General features: G+C 35.3%; 16 protein-coding genes and 1 pseudogene. 2 read left to right on the top strand and 15 right to left on the bottom strand.

The genetic code is table 11. The features are described 5' to 3' along the window. Nucleotides 1–93 precede the first annotated feature (93 nt). The 13 genes from HUX68_RS01075 to HUX68_RS01030 form a co-directional block, all read right to left on the bottom strand. Complete coding sequence (locus HUX68_RS01075; RefSeq protein ID WP_174612910.1) at nucleotides 94–1,140, bottom strand: 5-methylcytosine restriction system specificity protein McrC; 1,047 nt, start codon at nucleotides 1,138–1,140, stop codon at nucleotides 94–96. After that, a complete protein-coding gene (locus HUX68_RS01070; protein ID WP_174612909.1) occupies nucleotides 1,115–3,556 on the bottom strand; it encodes an AAA family ATPase in 2,442 nt (813 codons plus the stop codon). Before HUX68_RS01070 ends, HUX68_RS01075 begins: the two co-directional genes overlap by 26 nt. Before the next feature lie 320 nt (nucleotides 3,557–3,876). Continuing rightward, the gene (locus HUX68_RS01065) at nucleotides 3,877–4,113 is read right to left on the bottom strand and encodes a hypothetical protein (RefSeq protein WP_174612908.1); all 237 of its coding nucleotides are present in this window, start codon (nucleotides 4,111–4,113) and stop codon (nucleotides 3,877–3,879) included. Between the two features lie 473 nt (nucleotides 4,114–4,586). Beyond that, nucleotides 4,587–8,966 (bottom strand): AAA domain-containing protein, encoded by a 4,380-nt coding sequence (locus HUX68_RS01060; RefSeq protein ID WP_174612907.1) that lies wholly within the window; start codon nucleotides 8,964–8,966, stop codon nucleotides 4,587–4,589. Nucleotides 8,967–9,331: 365 nt separating this feature from the next. Then, nucleotides 9,332–12,514, bottom strand: a complete 3,183-nt coding sequence (locus tag HUX68_RS01055) for a DEAD/DEAH box helicase (protein ID WP_174612906.1) — start codon at nucleotides 12,512–12,514, stop codon at nucleotides 9,332–9,334. A gap of 30 nt (nucleotides 12,515–12,544) precedes the next feature. Continuing rightward, nucleotides 12,545–13,279 carry a hypothetical protein gene (locus HUX68_RS01050; RefSeq protein ID WP_174612905.1) on the bottom strand — a complete coding sequence of 245 codons (735 nt, stop codon included), beginning with the start codon at nucleotides 13,277–13,279 and terminating at the stop codon, nucleotides 12,545–12,547. Beyond that, on the bottom strand, nucleotides 13,272–15,218 hold the full coding sequence (gene pglZ / locus HUX68_RS01045) for a BREX-3 system phosphatase PglZ (protein ID WP_174612904.1): 1,947 nt from the start codon (nucleotides 15,216–15,218) through the stop codon (nucleotides 13,272–13,274). Before pglZ ends, HUX68_RS01050 begins: the two co-directional genes overlap by 8 nt. 11 nt (nucleotides 15,219–15,229) lie before the next feature. Beyond that, entirely contained in the window at nucleotides 15,230–16,036 is an 807-nt protein-coding gene (locus tag HUX68_RS01040) for a hypothetical protein (protein WP_343033706.1), read from the bottom strand. After that, on the bottom strand, nucleotides 15,964–16,167 hold the full coding sequence (locus HUX68_RS19380; protein WP_281355657.1) for a DUF3427 domain-containing protein: 204 nt from the start codon (nucleotides 16,165–16,167) through the stop codon (nucleotides 15,964–15,966). Before HUX68_RS19380 ends, HUX68_RS01040 begins: the two co-directional genes overlap by 73 nt. Then, nucleotides 16,130–17,521, bottom strand: coding sequence for a DUF8090 domain-containing protein (locus tag HUX68_RS19250; protein WP_281355656.1), 1,392 nt, complete (start codon nucleotides 17,519–17,521; stop codon nucleotides 16,130–16,132). The genes HUX68_RS19380 and HUX68_RS19250 overlap by 38 nt, the downstream gene beginning before the upstream one ends. Further along, complete coding sequence (locus tag HUX68_RS19245; RefSeq protein WP_246206734.1) at nucleotides 17,500–18,255, bottom strand: DEAD/DEAH box helicase family protein; 756 nt, start codon at nucleotides 18,253–18,255, stop codon at nucleotides 17,500–17,502. The genes HUX68_RS19250 and HUX68_RS19245 overlap by 22 nt, the downstream gene beginning before the upstream one ends. Further along, a complete protein-coding gene (locus HUX68_RS19240; protein ID WP_246206585.1) occupies nucleotides 18,255–18,590 on the bottom strand; it encodes a phospholipase D-like domain-containing protein in 336 nt (111 codons plus the stop codon). The genes HUX68_RS19245 and HUX68_RS19240 overlap by 1 nt, the downstream gene beginning before the upstream one ends. Before the next feature lie 373 nt (nucleotides 18,591–18,963). Beyond that, entirely contained in the window at nucleotides 18,964–19,110 is a 147-nt protein-coding gene (locus HUX68_RS01030) for an FbpB family small basic protein (protein WP_174612903.1), read from the bottom strand. Between the two features lie 231 nt (nucleotides 19,111–19,341). Here HUX68_RS01030 and HUX68_RS19575 point away from each other — a divergent pair. Together HUX68_RS19575 and HUX68_RS19570 are read left to right on the top strand one after the other, a co-directional pair. Continuing rightward, nucleotides 19,342–20,171, top strand: a pseudogene (locus tag HUX68_RS19575) (MFS transporter); the annotation flags it as partial. 3 nt (nucleotides 20,172–20,174) lie between these two features. Beyond that, nucleotides 20,175–20,678 (top strand): MFS transporter, encoded by a 504-nt coding sequence (locus HUX68_RS19570; RefSeq protein ID WP_425509531.1) that lies wholly within the window; start codon nucleotides 20,175–20,177, stop codon nucleotides 20,676–20,678. A gap of 102 nt (nucleotides 20,679–20,780) precedes the next feature. Here the strand turns inward: HUX68_RS19570 and hxlA are convergent, their stop codons facing one another. Both hxlA and HUX68_RS01015 read right to left on the bottom strand, forming a co-directional pair. After that, a complete protein-coding gene (gene hxlA / locus HUX68_RS01020) occupies nucleotides 20,781–21,410 on the bottom strand; it encodes a 3-hexulose-6-phosphate synthase (protein ID WP_174612902.1) in 630 nt (209 codons plus the stop codon). Nucleotides 21,411–21,425: 15 nt separating this feature from the next. After that, nucleotides 21,426–22,376: a sugar kinase gene (locus HUX68_RS01015; protein ID WP_174612901.1), complete on the bottom strand. Its 951-nt coding sequence runs from the start codon at nucleotides 22,374–22,376 to the stop codon at nucleotides 21,426–21,428. Nucleotide 22,377: the final 1 nt, after the last annotated feature.

The following is a 22,377-nucleotide window of genomic DNA, read 5'->3' as shown; positions in this document are numbered from 1 at the left end:
ACTACTATTTTATCAAACACGGTAAAAAAGACTAGAGGATCAGAAGAAATTTGTACAATGGTAAATCAACATTATTGAAATGTACCATACAAATTAAACTACAATACCTAGCAATCGTTCTTGTATTTTCCTCCAATCCTGATTAAGATCCACTGTACAAACCTTTACGTTAAACCCTAAAATGTTGTAAAACAGATCTAAATCCTTGTCAACTGTTGGGTATAACAACACTCCTGTCAAATTTTTCTGGTTCCTATTTTTAAAATTACTCAAATAGGCATGAAGCTGATATAAATTGCCACTAATTAATTTTTCATTACCATTCTTTAATTTGGATGCAGTCGCATTTTGATAATACTTCGTGTCCATAATAATCTTCTTATTATGCAATTCAATGGATATATCAGTTTCCATTCTCGGTAAGTAAGACAGGTCTTCTCCTTCTGCATTCCAATAAATATTTTCTCTGTATACTTTACTCCCAGACAATTCTTTTTTGTAAAAGTTACGAACAAAATCCTCATATACGTATGCCATTGCTTTTGCATTTTGATCAAAATTAATAAATCTTTTCTCACCTATATTGTCTTCATTCATAAGAAGGGATTCAAATAAAAACCTGCATATATCAATAATAAAACCATAATGTAAGTTGTTCCGATGTATTTTAGCATTATTAAATACTTTCCTGTTAAGTTTTACGAGGCTGATACCACCAAAGTAATGATAAAGGTGTTGTATTTCTTCTTTCGTGCTATTATCTAATTTAGAGGTCTTCATTAAATTATAAAGCGTTGATTTAATAATCTGATTGTGTAATATATCATAAGTCATCTCATCAAACTGACAATACATTCTAGCTTGCTTAAAGGATAATTCATTTAACGATTTCTGAAAATTTATTCGCCCCCGAATAGTGGATGTCTCTTCTTCTTTATTCGTATATTCTTTGTAAAATCCGCGCTTGATTAATACGCCTAAACGATTTACTAAAATACCGGATAACAATTGATAAATATCTTTTTCATCTGATCTTGAAACATAAATGTCATCCTTTTCTTCTAGCCGGTTCCATGCGTAACAAAGCATGTAATATATATTTTTTATGGGTATTTTAGTTGAACTTTTCAAGGAGTTCATCTACTTTTTCCTCCTGATCAAACCAATATTCACGTAGTAATGGTTCCAATTCTAATCTAATAACTCTTTCAAGCCAATTTTGCTCATCTTGAATTGTTTCTGCTGTAGGGCAAAAATAACTATGACCAATTTCATATCCTTTTCCTAAATTAATAACATCCTTCGTAATCTCATTGTTAATTTCCTTCACAGACGTTAAAATTTTATTAATCAAACCTTGGCTAATGTTTTTATTACGCAAAAACTCTTCAAACTTATCATTATCAAATGCAGGTTCTACATAAATAAATGAAAATCTTCGTCGCAAAGCATAATCAACTAATGCTAATGAACGATCTGCAGTATTCATCGTACCTATTAAGTATAAATTCTTTGGTATAAAAAATGCTTCATTATCATCAGAATAAGCTAATTTGACTGCAAACTCTTTTCCGCGTTTATCTGATTCTAGGAGCATCATTAACTCACCAAAAATTTTCGATAAATTCCCCCTATTAATCTCATCGATAATCATGTAGTAGTTATTTTCAGGATCATTAATTGCTTTCTGACAAAATTTATAAAAAATGCCATTTTTCAAGGTGAAACTGCCTTCTTTATTAGGCTTATATCCGCGAATAAAATCTTCGTAGGTATAAGATTGGTGAAATTGTATCATTTCTACTTTTTCAGGATCTATTTCACGCATATGTAAATATGCTAATCTTTTTGCAACAAATGTTTTTCCAACCCCTGGTGGGCCTTGTAGGATAATATTTTTCTTATATTCCAGAGCTTCTTTTATGTCTTCACCTTTTTCTTCTGTCATAAATACTTCATTTAAGAATTGGTCTGACTCATACGTTAACTTTTCACGGACTATAATTTGATCAGAATTAGGAGTAGGATACTCAGTTTTTTCATCTAATAAATCTAATAACTTTTGAACAGCATCTTCATATCTGGTCCATTCTGTTAAAGTTTTCGTCGGTAGACCAGGCGAATACCATTCCCCAACTTTAATCCATTCTACCTTTCTAATAGAATGATAATCGGATTGAACCGTTTCATCATATTTATACTCACCGGTAATATGACCAAATCCGATAACCTGACTATTTCCCCGCTTAACAAAAACATAATCACCAATCTGCATTTCATAGCAGAATTGATAATTAGCATGTGCATCATTATGTGGTTTATTTTCTAATTCATAAACGTCGATTAGTGCCTGCATAATATCTACTTTACTATTATAATTACGAAGGTCCCCTAGTTTACTCCAGCCAATCGCAATTTGGCTATTTGTATAAAAGTCATTCCACAACATACTGCTTTCACCAGCAGCAATCATCCAATAATTTGGCTCCGCTGCCTCCGGTAACTCCTCTTCAACCTTACTAAAATTCTCATACAGAAAACTAAAAAATTGATCTACTTCGAAATAGATTGGCAAGTCAGTTCTCTTTCCAACAATATCTTTATACTTCTCAGCTATACCTTCATGTTTAATAGCCTCTTGAAATTTTATAAACCTGTCACCATATGTGTCCCCACGAGAATATTTTGGAACAATTCCCAAAATGTTTTCAACAGCAACTTTATCCCGCTGGTTAAAAAAACAATATTTTTCAGGAAAAATATTTCCGATCATCTCACTTACAACACTTTGTCCAAATCCGAACAATTTATATTTATCATCTGTTAGGAATCGGTGAATCCTTTCTTTTAGTGGGTCCTCTCCATGAACAAGGTAGATGAAACTGTTACGATACTTGTCTATTGAAGCATTCATTTCACCCAAAGCACGTTTTCTTGCTAAGGGCATACGGAATGCATTTATATGATCACCTATACTCTGAACATCTTCCCATTCCATTTCCGCTAAATAAGAACGATTATTAAAATGTCTAAAGAAATCGTAGCTATCCCGGATATAGTCATCATGGTTTAGCATTTCAATGCCTTCTATGTTAAAAAGATACATATATTTATCAAGTGTTGGTAACTCCAACTTCTCTTTAATTATCTCTGGATTATTCCACAGTTTTAAAATTCGTTGGTACTCATCTTCAGTTAAAGGAAAATTTGTACCCGTGGCTATCTTAATAATTTGTAAATTCATTGTCTCTGGTATTTCTTTTAACTGATGTCTTAATAACATACCTTCTTTTTTTGTTAGCCGGGGCTCTTTTAATTTCAATTCAACTCTATATTCATCTTCTTCAAATACATTTGAAATCACTTCAGCATGTGCGATGATTCCTCCAGAGTGCTTTTTGCCTCCGTCAGATCGCCAAAGAAAAACCTTATCTGCTAAATTTATTTCATTTACAAATTGTTTTTGTCTTACACTCCATGTAATATTCTCATTATTTAGTATGTACTCATCTATATTAAATTGTTTAGGGTTTCCTTGAAAAATCCAGTACTTCATTTTCAGTCTCCTTTATTTTGGATATCAATGATTTCATCTACAACGGATCTAACATCCTTATATTCCACGGGGTTACACACATTCTTTAATGGTTTTAAAGTAACTGATTTCTGGTTCCCAAATATTTCATTAATTTTTCTTGTTGATAGAATATAAAATTCCCACTGTTCCATATTTAAAGGATCCATTAAGTTTCGGTCCTCTTCAGATAAAAGCGCAAATACATATATTTTTGCATGTCTATCACGTAAAGATGTGTATTCACCAAACTCAAACTTTTTAGCAATATTAAATTTTGAAACCGATAGCTTTTTCTGTTCCTATTCTTGCACAAAAGCTGATGATTTTACTTCAATAAGATTACCCCTATATTTAACATCTGCAATATCCCACTCTACCCTACCGGTTCCAAGGGCATCCAAAGCACTACCTACAAGAAATTCGGCAAAAATTCCTCTCTCGCTGTTCATGTTGATATTAGAGTATGCCCATTTCCAATAATCAACGATTCGCTTAGATGTTCCCTTTATAATAGTGAACTCGTTTAACTCAGACATATTAACACCCAATCTAGCTTAGTTTATAGAAAAATATTTAGTATGATCCTCCCATTAGTTAACAACTTAGCAGTTTATATTATAATAGTTTGCATATTATAAAGCACCTTAATTATCCACCTAGGGACCTAATGCTTTTACTAAAATATCGTCCTTTATTAAAATACTGGTATTTTCTACCTATACTCCTTATATTAGCAAATATTCTGTAAAAAGGTAAGGGATGAATTTTTGTTCATTAACCATTTTAATGGAAAACATGTGCAAAAAATTGTATGTCTATAAGCTCAGATACAACAATTTGATTTTCAACTCTTATTACCCCACTTTTTATCTATAAATAAAAAGGGGTAAAAGGGTATTTTATCTGCCCTTTCACCCTGTTATTGAATTATTAATTCCAATTGATGCGCCGAAATGATTTTCTACAGCTTTTTTGCTTTTCATACTTTCAAGTGCCATTTACTTGCTTATTAAGTATACATAGATGATTTTGTTTGTTCACCAATGGAATCTTCATTAATTAACTCATTATTTAGCGGATGAATGTCCATTTGTTCTAGTTTATCCCACAAACTTTCCATGGCACTTTTACGATTCAGGTAAAATTCTCTTCCACGAATTCGCCAAAACTGCCAGCCCGCTCTTTCCAGTGACTCTTGTCTCAGCATGTCTTCTTCAAATTTTTCCGGGCCATGCCATGCTTCTCCATCGCATTCGATGGCTAAGCGATTTCGTAATCCCTCAACTACAAGATCAATCCTATATCTTCCCACTTTTACTTGAGGAGTTACTTTATAGCCTTTTGCAAGTATCATACGAAGAACATCGACTTCAAACGGTGAATCACATTTTCCCTCCAACTCCTCAACTTGCTCATTGATTCTTGAAGGATTTTTACAGTAACTTAGTAAACGATATCTTAAATCATCAGGATTTAAGTCTCCTACATCAACGGAATGATAAAGACGCATTTGATTCTTTGCTCGACTTGCAGCTACGTTTATCCTTTGTTTTTCACTATTTTTTGTTAATGCGCGGAAATTCCTTTCAGGTGCTACAACCATCGATAAAAATATGACATCTCTTTCATCCCCCTGTAGTGTGTAGGGGTCTCCACATATGATTTTTCTCTCCACAAATTCTTCATCCCCAATTGCTTCTCTTATTTTCCCTTCAATATATGCGGCTTGCTTTTGACCTTGGAGAGCAATAATACCAATTGTTTGACTATCATAAGTAGGGTTTTTGGTCATTGTTACAATATCTTCAACAATACGTTCAGCTTCTGGTATGTTTATATCCTTTTCCTTGGCATCATTATAACCATCATCAATTTTAACAGCTTTTACAGGTGGATCCAGCTTTTCTTCTTCCAAAGGTAGACGTAGTGGTATCATTTCTCCCCCATAACTCAAATCGTTAGAGAATTGAATAATCTCCGGCACACAACGGAAATGCTCACGAAGCATGAGTTTGCCTTCTTTAGGAAATGTCTGCTCAGCGATTTCATATAGAGAGATATTCCCGTCAAATAAGTTTGCATTCGGTACGTCGGCCAAATAGCGACGAACAAGCTCATTAACCGCTTCAAATTTCGTTCCAATTGCTTGCGGACTAATTTGTTCTTCATCTCCAACTACAATCATTTTCTTCCCACGAAGAAGCACATTTGCTGAGAACAAATCACACTGACTGCTTTCATCAAAAATGATTACATCAAACTTATCATTCGTTACAGGAAAATTCTCCAACACCTGATTAATCGGCATAATCCAAACAGGAATGGCCCTCTGAGCTATTTTCATAGAGTCGCGGGCACCTTTCAAATTTGTTTGTGCTGACTTTCCGCTACCTTTTCCGAAACGCTTAATATACGTTTTCCAGGATGATAAAGCACGCTTTTCTCGTTGCGTGACACGTTCCAACTGACTTTTCCATGTTGAAGCGGAGACAACATCATAAATTAATTTTCTCTGCTCCTGATGCTCATCTTCAAGTTTATCCTTCAGCCTGGCTACATTAGCATCCTTGGTTTCATCCAACCAAGTTTGCAGCTTTCTCAGTTCCAAAGCTTCTTGATATTCGTCAATATACCCCCACTCATTGCCAACGGAGGATTCAATTGACACGGCAGTAGCTGGTAGTTTTTTCTGCAGCAAATCCAGCAAGTTATAAAACTCTGTTACGAGTTTTTTCACTTCTTCATACTGGAATAGATGTTCTGTCAATGTTTCCCACTGTTCTTGGTTCTTTTGTTCCATTGCCTCAATAAATTGATACATTATAGAATGCATATTCTGTTCTTCACAAAGATGACGTAATTCGTTAATTTCCTTTTCCTGTTTGTTTTTCCAGGAATCCAATTTAATGTAATTTTCAACGACTTCCAATTCTATGTTTACTCTTTTCAAATCATCAAAATCGTAAGGATTTACATTAATTGAAACAAATGCAGGGAACTGTTTTTCTAAAATACGGATCGCATCGACGTATTCAATAATTTTTCTAATATCACCTAATATTTTTTCCGCTTCGTGTGGAAAACGAGCGGCTTTCACATCAAGTTGCTCCCCGTTTGCTTCACGTATGTTTCCATTTAAAATACGGGATGTCTCTTCCTTTTGTTTTTGATATTCAATGTGCTTTTCAAGTGGTTCTAAATCTTTAAGATTTTCCACCGGTTTCCCGTTTAAAATGTTATTTTTAAATAAATATCTTGTTGACTTTCCTTTCATAAGGAAAAACATGAAGTTTGGCTTTTTGCCTTTTTCAAAATGTTCCTTAACTGTTTGGATATCAATTTGAACATCTTTTAAATCCTTATCAGGAAAACAAATATCATGCGTAATTAAATCATTATAAAGGCTAAATAGATGCTGGATATTTTTCTGTTGTTCTTCAATTAATTTTCTCCATCTCTCTTCCCGTATACCACCTGCCCTTAGTTCTTCTACTATCGCTGTAGAAAATTCCTCATCTATAAAAGGTTTATAAGACAAAATATCATTAATTTTATCCCGCATAGACTGAACCACATCATGGTCTTTCGTAAGTTGGTAAGATTCAATAATTTGCCTACCTTCGTCTTCATATTCATTTAAACCCTTTTCTTCTTGCATCAATTCCTTAAAAGAGTTCACATTCCGAATTTCTTTATCTAATACTGGCAAGCGCTTATCTCTTAATAAAAGGTCTTTTTTATTCAACTGATTACGAAGATCCCATAAACGAGTCCATTGAACATCAGTTAACGGAAATTCAGTTTCCATTGCAACATCATCTTTAATCCATTTGTAGTCAATTTCAGCTTGCGCCAGTTCCTTTGCTATATCATACTTATACCGTTTTTCTCCTTTATAAATTAATGGAGTACCCTCCTTTTCGGTATATGTTTTTAACTCACCTTTTAATCTAGCTTCTTCACGCTTGCTTACATCAAGCGATTCAAGGTTGCGTTTAATTCTTTTGACAAGGGATTCGGTATCCAATTCCCCTAATTTTTCACCAAGGGTACGTATAGAACTTTCAATTTCTTTCAGGGATTCTCTACCGCCGCCTAAAACTGGTACACACAAATCACGAATTGCATCAGGAATTTTATCCTTTAATACTTTCAGGGCATTTTCTTTTTGAGAAGTAATTAAAATCCTCTTCCCCTGCGAAAGAAAATGAGAGACTAAATTAGCAATTGTATGTGTTTTACCTGTGCCGGGCGGACCCTGGACAGTGACTCCATAGCTACGGTCTATTCGACGTACAATTTCTTTTTGCTGCTCGTTGGCTGGCAATGGAAAATAAAGATGATTCTTAGGTAACGTTGAAAAGGAATCTTTTTCAGCAGTAAATTCCGCTTCATCCCTCTCTTCTTCAAAAATTGAAGTGACAGCTTCTGTTAACTCAATGGTACCTGTTTCAATCCCTTCAATTATCTGTTTTAAATCCTCACGAAGCACGCGAACCTTTTTACTACGTAGAGAAAATATGGGATAATCAAAAATGGAAGGCTTCCTACTAACAGAAAGTTTGCTTCCTTTATCTTCCACAAAGGAACCATCTGGGTGAATTAAAGAGGCATATTGATGAAATAAGTTTGACATATCATCCAGAATATTCATGGATTTTAGTTCTTCCATTATTTCATCCAGTTTCTGTTTATTTGGAAGATCAACGTTCGTGAGCATTTCCCTTTCGACTTTCACATTCTCCTCTGATTGTTTGGCAATGATAAGGCCTTTCTGGGGAATTAGCTCAAGTTCCAGTTTACTTGTAACGAGCGGATGACGGATAGTTCCAATTTTTTTATCAGAATGTTGCCATGTCAAAATGCCACGACCAAATATGAGTTCCAACGTATCCCCTTCTCGTTCAAAACGTGAAACTAACTGAAAGAACTCATTGTATAATTTCGATACATATCTTTTCAGCTTTAGATTATCCGCCCAATCCTGCCACTCTGACTTCCACTTATTATAAAGGTTACGCCTAACTTGATCATCCTCAAATAATATATTTTTTTCTTCACCGTATTCGTTTTTCTCCGCTTTTTCAACATAGAAAGTAGGTTCCAAATCTTCTCGCTTGTATGTACTTTTTATCCAGTTTACTATTTCATCCGGAGGTTGTGGAGCCCTTTCCTCCTCTTCAGTAATAATGGGCTTTTTTATTTCCAAAAAATTCTCTTCTTCATTACATTGAGAGAGAACATTACATCCTTCTAATTCTTCCAAGTCAGTTATTGCCCAGGTCATTTCATTTTTTTTATAATCCCGGTCAACTTTCCCTACCAGGTTATTAAGCTCCAATAAATAATTAAAAAACCGGGCAGCTTTTTCTTCTTGTATTTTACTCATAGTTGACACCTCATTTACACTTATCTTTGCACCTTCTATTGAATTTTTGTTACAATAATTACAATTGTATTACAAAGTGGATATATAAGCAAAATCAACCCTTCTAATAAATCAATAAATAATGATCTTATAGTTCAGTTTGTATAATAATTCAATGTTTTATATTATCAGATACTGTACACTAACCATTTTATAAAAAAACATGTGCAAAAAATTGTTGAGGTGTATTTTTATTAAAAACTAGTAATAACCCGGTTGGATAATCACGTAAATTTAAGTCAAATAACGTTTCAATTTGCCCTTTATCCATACAAATTCCTCTACATTTTATGTAGCCATCCCCCTCCAACTACCTCCGTATTTACTTATATTTTAATTTCTTCTTCAACCAAACCATTCTTAACAACATAAACGAACAACATATCCAACACATCGTGTAAGTCTTCCAATTCCCGTTCACTCAACATAAAATCAGAATCAGAGGTAAGTAATATATACCTTTCTTCCCCATTAAACCTTTCACTAGAAAAGTCTATCAATCCTAAATTGTCATATTGTTTTACATTTAACCGGCCATTTGCTTTTTCATATCGAACGATCGTTTCATAATAATCTGAAGCAAGCACCCGTTGACTATATCCTATGGGATCCACTTCTAATGAGATCACTTTCTTTGGGGGCTTCATTGATACGTTTTTTTGACGGTTAATTAAATTTAAACGTTCTTCTTTCTTTTGATCTAAATCAATCAATTTAGCGTTCATCTGATTTATTAGAGCACTGTTTTTATTGTCAGTATTTTCTTGTTGGTAAGTCTCAAGCTTATCTAGTGTATCCCTATATTGCTGATTAAATGATTTTTCTAGAAATGTGTGCATTTTATTTAACTGCTTTTCCCTGTTCGATAATACCGCATGCCTGACTGATATCGACTGTTTCATGATTTCACTGCCACATTGATTAGCTGTGTTATTTTCAACTTTTAAATCTTCTTGTGCAAATTCATATAGGAAAACCCAATTCGGATTTAATATTAAAATGTCTCCATATTCACGTTTGGCCAAATGTACAAGACGTCTTTCTAGCTCCTTACCTGTTCCATCCGTAATTGTAATTTCATAAATTTCCACATGTAGTTTTTCCGGTACGTTAGCTGAGATAATATAATGCTGCCAGGCTCTACCTTCTACTTCTTTTTTCATTAACTGAAGTCCAACGTGGAATAACGGGTGTATATCTGTTATTAATGGTACATCTTCTGATTCAGCTTTTACCGAGTTAGTAAAACGATAGTTTTGAATTTGTTCGTCGTGTGAATCAGGCATATTGTCACGAATAAACTTAGGCAATCGTTCAATTCGCATGATTGTTTCATCTTTAGATTTTTGTATTCGCACACGTTTCTTTTCAAGCATAAAGGAAGTGAAATCAGCGTAGAAGCGTTTTGGGATACGTTCCACAAACCATTCATTTGTTTGCCGTTTTAACTGTGGCAAATCAATCTTTTCTTCTGTCAGACGCTCTTCCTCAACTAGGTTTAGTAACCTTTCGTTCTCATCTGACAACGTCTTATCCACATTAGCAATAACTTCTTCAAGTTTTTCACGATTTACAATGGCCTCTTGCATTAAATTAGCCAAACTATCATATTGATCCTCTAGCACTTCACCAATAAAATCATATACTAAATCAGATCCTAAGTCTGTTCTCATTTTCTCCATTTTCTCAAGCAAACGGACCATTACACTACCTTCACGTGTATTTTTGGCTACTAAATTAAAGATAAACACTTCATTTTTTTGACCTATTCGGTGGATTCTTCCCATTCGCTGTTCAAGCCTATTTGGGTTCCATGGTATATCATAATTAATCATTTGATTACAGAATTGTAAATTTATTGATTCACCACCAGCATCTGTAGCCAACATAATCTGACACCCGTTTCGAAACATTTCAACTTGCTGATGACGCTTATTCATTGGGAATCCACCGATGATTTTGGCCACTTTTGGTACTCGTTTTAATAATTGTTCTTCCAAATAATTAAGAGTATCTACTGATTCTGTAAAAATAATGATCTTTTCATTTTGTTGTAGTAGTAAACCTTCTTCACCAAATAGCGTTTCTTCCAATTCTTCAAACTTTTTCTCAACTGTATAAAATTTAATATGCTCTATTTGTTTAATAAGTCCCTTAATCGCTAGAATTTCTTTCTTCAATTCCTTCATATCAACAACATCCGTAGACTGCACTAACTGAGCAACCAATTTTTCTTGTTGTTCATTACCCTCTTCTAAATAATTTTCCGTATCTAATTTCTTTACTTTATTCACATATCTTTTTCGTTCTTTCTCTGTTTGTTTATATAATTTAACCAGACGTTTATATCTTCTGCGCAGAGAAAGATAAATTGCTTCAATCGATGAACTTAATCTTCGTTGTAATAACATCATCGCAAATGCTGTACTTTGACTACCATTGTTAATAGCTCGATTAAAGTAATGACGTACGTACTCTGTAACAGCATCGTATAATTCCAGTTCCTCATCTGTTAGCTGGAATTGGATGGTCTTGGATGTACGTTTAGGGAAAATTGGCGTACCATCAAAATTGCTAAGGTTTTCTTTTAGGCGCCGAATAATAAAAGGGTTTGCTTTTTCTTGAATACTTTCATTTATTGTCGTACTTGAGAATACGTCTTCATCAATTAACTTCATCAAATGGCGGAAATTTTCCGTATCCCCTTTATGTGGAGTTGCCGTTAATAATAAGCAATGTTCAGCTTTCCTTAAGATTGATTCACCTAGCTGATAAAGCTTGGTACGAAATACTTTCTTTTTAGCCGTTCCTTGTGTGTATGCAGCCATCTTATGTGCTTCATCAATGATAACTAAGTCAAAATCAGATTCTTGTATTAATGCTTTGACATCATCACGTATGGCCCAATACATTGAAGCAAGACAAAAGGAATTTGCTGTAAATGGATTTTTGCCACCATATTCCTTAACCACATTCCGATTTATTATATGAAAATGCAAACCGAATTTTTGATCTAATTCTTCTTGCCATTGTTTAAGTACCAACGGTGGAACGAGTATCAGAATTCGATTGGCCATTAGACGTGCCTGCAGCTCTTTCATAAGCATCCCTGCCATGATCGTTTTACCTGCACCGGGATCATCTGCCAATAAAAATCGTGGTTGTGGCACTTGAAGCATTCTTCCATATACTGCTTCGATTTGGTGTGGTAATGGTATTACATTTTGATTTCCTAATGCTTTTGTATGGGAAAATTTTGCTTCATTTTTTAGTAATAAGTATTGAATATATTTCTGTACATCCTCAGCCTGGATACCGGATTCCTTTTTATTATTTATCTGTTGGAATTCATTTATTTTTTTACTTTCCACCATCACTTCATAAAATTTACTTGATTCTTGACCAATCGCTTCAACCACGTAAAAGTCTTCCGCTATTGATTCACACTTTTTTATTTCAACAGCTTCTGGAAAATATGTACTCGAAACAATATCCCCTTTAGCCAACATATCTGTTACCTCCATCGTAAAAAGCCTTATTCAGGGTTGAATAAGGCTTTTAGATTGTATTTTTTCAATTACTAAATCCTTAACACCTTGACGATGGAAAGAAAATGCTTCATATTCTTGTAACCCTACAACATCTAATTTATAATCGAACGGAAAAAATAATGGATGATGATGAATAAATTGAACTTGGAGTGAGTTGCTATCCAATATTTTCAATAAAATCTGAGCAATGAATGCATGTATGAACGGATTAGTAATAGTAATTTTTTCATTTACTTTATAGGAACGTTTTTCAGTTGGTTGAATCATTTCCCATGACTTCATACTCGTTAATACTGCACTTGTTGCAACTTCTACACGACGGCGATCCCCATACGCTTCTTTCATTCGTTTCCCAATCGCTGCACTAGAAATTTCATCTTGTAATTGAAATAGGCGACCAAATTCATTGGCAACATCCTTAAAAAACGGATAAGCAACCATGGTTAGTCCCCAATGAACACATGTTCGTTCCTCTTTTGTTAACTGGTTATACTGGTCAAGAATTTGATCACGAACCGGTAACAATTCACTATCAACTAAATACCAAATTTTCATTAACATCGTGATGGCGTTCTTTCGAGATTTAGCACCAGCTATATCGTCCCGTAAATAGCCGTCCAAGATTGTATACATTTGTTTACGTGTGTTCTTTTTGGTTTGATTTGCTGTAAAATCTAAATGCTTTAACAACACTTTTTGATCAAATCCGACTGGTTTACTCACCCAATCCACTTCCTTTGTTTTTTTGTACTCTAACAAAAGGTACAATCACTTCTTCAATACTAATACCACCATGTGTAACGATCGAATGATTTTTTGGAACAAAGGCTTGACCATATTCTGCAAATAATACATTATAATCGTCTGGTAATCCAACACTTGGCCATTTTAATCCAGAAAACTTAGATGCTGCATCTTCATACAGTATAGTATCATGATAAACTCGTACACGTTCCCCTTTTTGATCAACGAGGACACCCTCTGAAATACGACCAATCCCTGTTGCATTCGTATTCCCATGGTCTGAGGTAAGATAGACAGTATAACCATAATAGATTAAGTCATCAAGCAGATTCACCAGATAATTTGTTTCTAACCATAACTTAAGATCAGAGGTAATACTTTTCTCTCCCAACACAGCATGGTGGGTAAATTGATCAATCACATCAATTACTGCTCCATACACCTTTGTCGACTTTCTAGATAAAGCCTGTATGTTTTGCCAATCATATTTCTCTTTTCCTAGACTTTTCTGATAAGCCACATACTGTTTTAATACACCTTGATTTTCCCAGAAGGATTTCCACAGTTTTTCTTCTGAAGCAGTTGTATGAATAGTTTGACTAAATGTTAATGGTATATTTCCAGAAAATATGGCTTGTCTTGATACAGAAGTTAATGTCGGAACCCATGCAAATACTTGCTGTTCTTCAAACAAAAATTGGTATTCTCTTAAGTATTTTTGTACCATTTTCCATTGCGAAAAATTCATACCGTCAAGAACTAATAATGCCACTTTTTCATTATTCTTTCTCTCATTATCAATCACATACGGAATATGGTGCACAAGCTTTGGTTTCGGGTATGGTGGTAAACTTGTTAACGTATGAAACTGAGTAATCATCCATTTCATAAATTTTTTATTAACAGTTTCCATCAGGTTGTCAATATCCACTTTATGGTGGTCATTCAAAATAGCAGTTAGCTTCAATTCTCCAATCAGACCACTAATTTCTTGCCAATCTTTATAAAGAGTAGCATTCTGCACATATTCATCAACCTTCTCCCTTAAATGATTCGATTTCATCTCTACATCTTCTTCATATTCATCCTTTTCAATTCCGAATTGCATCCAATTTGGGATAAATTCCGATGACACTTTCACCTTGGAAAGAAAACCTTCCATAAATAAATCATTCAGCAATCGTCTTACATCTCCATCCAATAACGGATGACTCTGATAAACTTCAATAGGATCCTTTATTTGTGTCTGTTGAACTTGTATGAATTCTTTAACGAACTCAGCCCACTTTCGTTCCATAAAGTGATAAAAAAACGTTTGGGACTCAACGATTTTTTCCAAGGGAACTTTGTGATAAGCAGGTATGTGCTGCCATTCATGAACAAGAAAATCCTGTACTACCTCGGGTAAATCAATATTATTATAATGTATGGATAACAAAGATTTATATAAATCCACCTCTGAATCCATCACATCATATGGGATTTTGTATAGACGTTTAATGATATATTCCAATGTTTCTTGGTCTGAAGATGAGCCTGTATACTGATTATGAACAGCATACAGGGCATCAAAATCATCCCGATTGATTTGTCGAACAACTTGTGCAGAAAACTTTGGAAAAATATACTGTAAATCTAATTCTACCTCTAATGCTCGTTTTTGAAATTCATAAGGAAATACAATATCCTCATTCGTATAGACAACAAGCTGAGGTGAAGAAAAATTCAAACGGTATTGTTGCTCATACAAGTAGCGGAACGTCATACTATCATCAAACCGAATTATACCAAAACCACGATTTCCAAGTTCACGTAATATATGTTCATCACTTAGTAAATAATCGTAATCATGGACCAAAATCAATTTGGTTTGTTGATACTGTATTTTTCCAATTATTGCTTCACGCCATCCAAGCATTTTATCACCTTCTATAACCCTAAGCGTATACATGCATTATCAAAATACATGAGTAACTTATCATCCTCTTGAATAATTTTCTCCGGTAGACGTTCCCCTACTTTTACAATCTTTTCAAAATCCTTGTCACTATATGCCTTTTTGAACCCAGCACGAACAGCTTCTGTACGAAACTGTTTCAATTTCTTTTTGTTTCCTTCCAGTTGTTCAAGGTAACCTTCAAATTCACGTAAGAGTGATTTTTCACGTAATTTTTCTAAATCAGCTTGTTTGGTTGAATCAGGTACATACCAACGATTTTTGGCTTTTTCAATCACTTTTGGATCATTCGACTCTAAACCTCTTAAATCCTTATAATTCCTCCGTAGATAAGCCATGATTTGGTCTGGCACAGGGCCTTTTCCTTCATAAAATAAGAAGTTTTGATACAATAGTTCATCTAATTCAGGTAATAATTCATGTTTCGCAATATGCAGGAGTTCCTTCATGAAGTTCGGATGAATATCCTGACGAGTTTGAGGCTTCTTCATTAATTGTTGACGAATCCATTCAATAGCACTACTTTCATCAGAAACAAAAAGACTCATTTGTGCAAATTCTTTTATAAGAGTCCTTTTTTTGTCATATTCTGCTACTTGATTTTCCAAAAAAGCCATGCCATCACGCATAGGAAAACGTTGAGAAACCCCTTCTTGAAATTCTCCTGAAGAGATAGGCACTGGTAATCCATTTTGAACATGATAAGCTACCATTCTATCGAATAGAATTCTTGGTGTACGTTCTGCAATAACTTGAGCTTCACCTTCGGGGTTTCCCACTGGAAATGGTTTCGGTCAACAATCTTATCATTATAATTAATGCTTTCCTTTATGTCTGCTTCTTTATGAAGATCAATATAGAGAAAATAATCATCACCGTTTGCAAGTAACCCTGAACCCCCGGAATGCACTATGACTCTTTCGGTAATTTGACATCAATGCTGCATCCATCATCTGATATTGTTCATATAATTTAAAGTGTGGTACACCAAAATATTCTTCACCAAACTCCAGGTCATAGCGAAACAAACCATACTCAATAACATCGTGTAAATATTTCTTATAAGTTGGGTTTTTCAAAAGCTGGTCAAACGAATCGGATCTGACAAGACGCTCATCGTTTAAATTTGCGAGCTTAGGTGTTCTCTTTTTCTGTGTGTCATCAAAAAAGTTCTGATTCAGGAATTCCATGGCGTGATAAACACTATCTTTATCCACGTTTTTTACCCATTTCAGTATCTCTTGTTCAGCCTCGTCAATTGTGACAACTGGCTGTTCAAACAAGTGGTTCAATATAACAAAATCATAGATTCGCTTTAGTGGAAGCATGCTGGACAACCATTTCAATGCTTTTTCAAATGTTTCGTTTGCCAGTAATTGTTGTAGCTGCTGATCTTTCTCCACTTTTGCGACAAAGTTTAAGTAGGATTTTTCTTTATCAATGAATCGCACTGGGTCAGGTGCTCCATCATACTTATAGAAATCCATCAATAAGTCAGGAACCCTACCGTTATTCATTTTTTTAAACTCAAAATACTCCTCTTTTAAATACTTCATGGAGGTGAACTTCTCCTGATCAATTTGTGCCAAAATACGTTCTTGAGATATTTTATCCATTTGGATATGCGTTGCACCTGGTAAATGAGCAAAACCTGTAGATATAGCCATTTTTAGACTTTCCTTATCATAATAACGACTACCATTAAGAGCAATTGCTATTAAGAATGTCTTAGTATGATTCCCGATAAAATCGAGTACTGTTAAAAAGGATTTATCTTGATATTTTCTTAACCCACGTCCCAACTGTTGAATAAAAACAATTGGCGAATTAGTAGGTCGAAGCATTAAGACTGTATTGACTGATGGTATATCGACACCCTCGTTAAAAATATCAACCGTAAAAATAACTTGTAATTCATTACAATCATCTTCAAGTTCAGCTATTCGAGCTTGTCTAACTGGCACATCATCCTCACCTGATAGATAAGAACTTGGAATGCCACGCTTATTAAACTCCTCTGTCATATAGCGCGCATGTTCTCTACTTGCACAAAATCCTAAACACTTACGTTTCTTCCCATCATGCCCATAAAACCGCATGTTCTCAATAATAAAGTCCACTCGTTCATTAACCTTAAGCCGTTTAGTTATCTCATCTAAGTCATGAACAGGTACATCGCTGAGATCGATTTCATCAATATCCGTAATCCCAAAATAGTGGAATGGAACAACAATGTCATCTTCTAGCGCATCATGAAGTCGCACTTCAAGTGCAACATTGAAATCGAATATCTCAAAGATCGAGTATCCCCTCTCTCTGGTGTTGCTGTCATCCCTAACATAAAATCAGGCTCAAAATAGTCAATAATATGCTGATATGTATCGGCGGTGGCATGATGTGCTTCATCATAAATAATATAATCAAACGCACCTGGATCGAGCTGATGATAGTATCGTGAAAGCGTCTGGATCGTTGCAAAAATATAATCTGCTTCAAATTCTTTCTTTGTCCCAGTCAGCATCCCAAATGTAATATTTCTGTTAGGAAGAAGCTTTTCGTAAGTTTTCTTAGCTTTTGTCAAGATTTCTTCACGATGAACGATAAAAAGTAGTTTTTTTGGTTTCAAATGCTGTACATCGAATGCGGACATATACGTTTTCCCGGTTCCTGTTGCTGCAATGACCAGTGCTTTTTTCTCTCCTAAAGTCCGAAGTCGCTCTAAATTTTCCATTGCCTTTTTTTGCATGGAATTCGGTACAATATATTCGGCTTTCTCATAGATCATAGGTTTAGATGAAGTCACATGATTGATATTCTGAATAAATTGTTTGTAGTCTTGTAAAAAGTAGTCATCAACTACTGAACTTCTTTCCCATAAATCCTGGAACTCTAATATCACTTGCTGGATAAAAGTTTCATCATGCTTAGAAATAATTTCAACATTCCATTCCACATTACTTTTTAATGCAGATTGGGTAATATTGGATGAGCCAATCATCACTTTAAAATAATCATCGTATTCGAATATGTATGCTTTCGTATAAACCCAACATTACGTTCAGTTACAAAGACCTTTAAATCCAAATTTTTAAACTCTCGTAGCCTATCCAAAGCCTTTGGTTCTGTAAAATTCAAATATGTTGAGGTAATTATTCTCCCTTTTACTCCCCTTTGTTTTGCTTCCTTCATTGCATCCAAAAGAAGCTGGAGACCACTGAAATTTACAAACGCTACACTAAAATAGAATCGATTGCACGTTTCTAAGGAAGACGTCAATTCTTTAAGAAGGTTAGTCTGTTCCGAATTTACGATTAAAATTTTTTCTTTATGCATTTATGGAACCCCAGTGAATCTATTTTACAAAATATTGGTGAGTAGATGAATAGTCTCATGAATTTATTAAGATGACCATATAATTACCTTCTTTTAACTATAATCGAATCTACTTTTAATAAAGTAGCAAAATTTCTTTTAATATTTTTCATCTAAAATAACACTTTTTTCAGTTTTTATACGATTTTTTAAGGATACGATTTGACGAAGGATTTATAGAGGTTTCCAAACTGGAAGAGTATTTCACTGACGAAGTAAAAAATTGCAACGACAAGCGCCGCAAACGCAATCATTATTAAAGCGAAAATAGAAAAATGCTGGAATGCACCATTGGGCACATTCCAGCATTTTTTGTATATCCTTAAACGATTCATTAAGCATTTTGTTCTTTTGAATTGCTTGCTTCAGTTTGTTTCTTTGCTAAACGCAATTCAAATTGGGAATTCATTTCTTCGTCTTCCAGAAGTTCTTCCCTATTTTGATTAACAAGCTGTTCAAAATTTAACATCTTCGGTCGCATGTTATGCACTCCTTTTACTCTTGCTACTTTTAGTATAACCCAAAAATAATCAGAATAAACTTTTATTTTTCGAACATTTTGTGAAGTTTTGAGCTTTCTCTTGGTTATATTTTCCACATTGATTTTTAAATACTATAAATTTTGTTGCATATAGAGGGATTGGAACATTTTGTTATTTGCAATATCTTTATATAATAATTTTGCAAATATTATTATAAGGAGGATAAAACCATGCAGATAACAAATGCAGAACAGGTCATTGAAAAAGCAAAATTTAGTAAGTTTCATGGTGTGCTGCTCTTCTGGGGTATCATGCTAATGGTGTTTGATGGATATGACTTAACAGTGTATGGAGCTGTCGTACCTACCATAATGGACGAATGGAATATATCAGCGGTTGAAGCTGGTGTGATCGGCAGTTATTCATTATTTGGGATGATGTTTGGCGCTTTAATCTTCGGTACGATTGCAGATAAATTAGGCAGAAAAAAGTCATCATGATTTGCACGTTTATTTTCAGTCTTTTTATGCTGCTTACCGGCCTTTCAAATAGCCCTGAATTATTTGGACTTTGCAGATTTATAACAGGATTAGGCTTAGGTGGCGTTATGCCGAACGTTATCGGTCTCATAAGTGATTACTCGCCCAAAGGAACACGCAGTCGTATGATTGCGACCATCATGGCTGGTTATTCAATCGGAGGAATTCTCGCTGCTACGCTAAGCATCGTGATCATTCCGAATTTTGGATGGCAATCCGTGTTTTTCTTTGGTGCTCTCCCATTATTGTTTCTACCGTTTTTAGCACGGTCATTGCCGGATTCGGCTGGATCACTTATTGCGAGAAAAGAATACAAAAAGCTGAGAGAAATACTTGAAAAAGTTAATGCATCGTATAACCCGGCAAATGATGAACAATTTGTCGTGAGTCATGCGGAAAAATCTTCATCAACCGTTAAATCATTATTTTCCGAAAACAGGGCTTTTTCCACCATTATGTTATGGGTAACCTATTTTATGTCCCTTATCATGATATATGGATTAACCACCTGGCTGCCTAAATTTATGAATGAAGCAGGTTATTCCCTTGGATCCAGTTTAGGATTCCTGGTCTCCTTAAATATAGGGGCAACAGTTGGTGCCATTCTAATGGGCTGGGTAGCTGATTCCTGGGGAGTGAAAAAATCACTTATTATGTTCTATCTTGTTGCAGCAATTACGATTACCGGTTTTGGATTTACAACGAATATGGTCTTTTTATACCTATTAGTGGCAATTGCAGGCGCAACAACCATTGGATCGCAAAACCTTGCCAATTCCTATGTTTCGCAATATTATCCGGCTTCCATGCGTTCTACAGGATTAGGATGGGCGTTAGGAATTGGACGTATCGGAGGAATCCTCGGTCCAACAATTGGCGGGATTTTACTGGCTTCTTCCCTCTCCCTTCAATTCAGTTTTATGATATTTGCATTGGCGAGTGTTATTGCAGCATTGGCTGTTTATCTGACTAACAGGGAACCCAACAAAAGTGCCATTACCGACTTGCAGGAGGAATCTACTTCTTGAAGTATAAGAACTGATAAAAAAGTAAAGACCGAAGATACAAAAATATCTTCGGTCAGCAATGAGTTTCGCTATCGAAATTCAATGTAAATATTTGAATCCAATTTAGCTGTTTTGAATAAAAGACTTCATCTGTGCAGCGGCATGTTGCGGATTATCCGCCTTTGTTATTGCACTCCCCACAATAACAATATCCGGTTTCTCCCGGGCGACAGCAGGGATTGTATCCAAATTGATTCCGCCTGCCACTGCAGCTTCCATGTCATCGAAACCATTTAATAGTGAAAATAAATCAGAATTAAAAGGGTTCCCTTCTGCTTGCATGTCTTTTCCAACATGAAGACTTACTAAATCAACACCAAGATTATGCAGCTCTTTTACCCTGCCTCTGGAATGGACTCCCAAAAGATCAACCATTACCCGGTTACCCGTTTGACTGGCAGCATGCAGCATATCTTTAATTGTCGAATCAGCAGAAAAAGCCATTACCGATGTAATATCTGCACCAGCGTCAAACGCCTGCTGCGCTTCATGTTTTCCTGCGTCACAGGTTTTCATATCTGCGAAAATTGTTTTATCCGGGTACCGTTCGCTTATTTCCCTGACAATGGCCATCCCGTATTCTTTGATGACCCCGGTGCCAATTTCGATAATATCCATTTCATTTTCTGCATCGTCAATAACACGTATACATTCATCCCTGGTTAACCGATCTAACGCAAGCTGCAATTTCATCTGATCATCCCTTTCTTACCTTTCAATCCGCTCTTTTTCACCGAGCTGTTCCTGCACATCTTCATAATAAGGCAGCCCCTCATTGTCACCAGCTACACGAACAACCATGGATCCGATTGTATTCGCAAATTGTAATGTTTTATCCAATGTCCAGTTGTGCAAAAAGCCATATAGTATACCCGCATTAAAGCCGTCTCCCGCACCAACTGTATCGACTACCTTTGATGCTTTGACCGGGGCAGCTTCCACTATCTTCCCATCGTGATAGCCGACTGCACCTTCTTCCCCTTGTTTAACTGCCACGTAGGAAATACCTGATTCTTTAGCTTTTTCAATAATACGTACAGGATCTTTTTCACCCATAATGATATCCATTTCCTCTTGTCCGGCAAGCAAAATATCAACGTGTGGCAGAATCGTTGACAGTGCTTCTTTCGCTTCCTCTTTACTCCACAAGCGCAATCGAATATTTGGGTCGAACGAAATTTTCAAGCCGTGTTTTTTGGCTAATTGAATTGCCTGATTAAGAATCTCCACATTCTTCGGATCGACTCCGGCAAAAACTCCGGTTATATGCAAAATCTTGGCTTGCTGAAAATATTCCTCATCTAAATCTTTTGGTGTCATCGTCAAGGTTGGTGACTTATCCCTGTAGTAAAACGTCCGTACAGCGCCATCCTCCATGACTTCCTTAAAATTTAATGAGGTTGGGTAACCGTCAACAAACTGAACTTCGGACACATCAATTCCTTCACCGCGCGCAAATGTTTTGATATATTTTCCGAATTCGTCATTTCCCAGTCTGCTGATCCAACCAGCTTTAAGACCTAACCTGGAACAGCCGATTGCGAGATTTAATTCCGCTCCACCAACCTTTTTTTCAAATGTATTTACAAATTTCATCGGTCCTGTTGATCCGGGATCAAACGTAATCATTGCTTCCCCGATCGTAATTACATCATTCACG

The sequence above is a fragment of the Virgibacillus ihumii genome (assembly GCF_902726655.1).
Lineage (GTDB): Bacteria > Bacillota > Bacilli > Bacillales > Amphibacillaceae > Lentibacillus > Lentibacillus ihumii.
The sequence above is the reverse complement of the archived record's forward strand: the minus strand, read 5'-3'. Positions and strand labels throughout refer to the sequence as shown.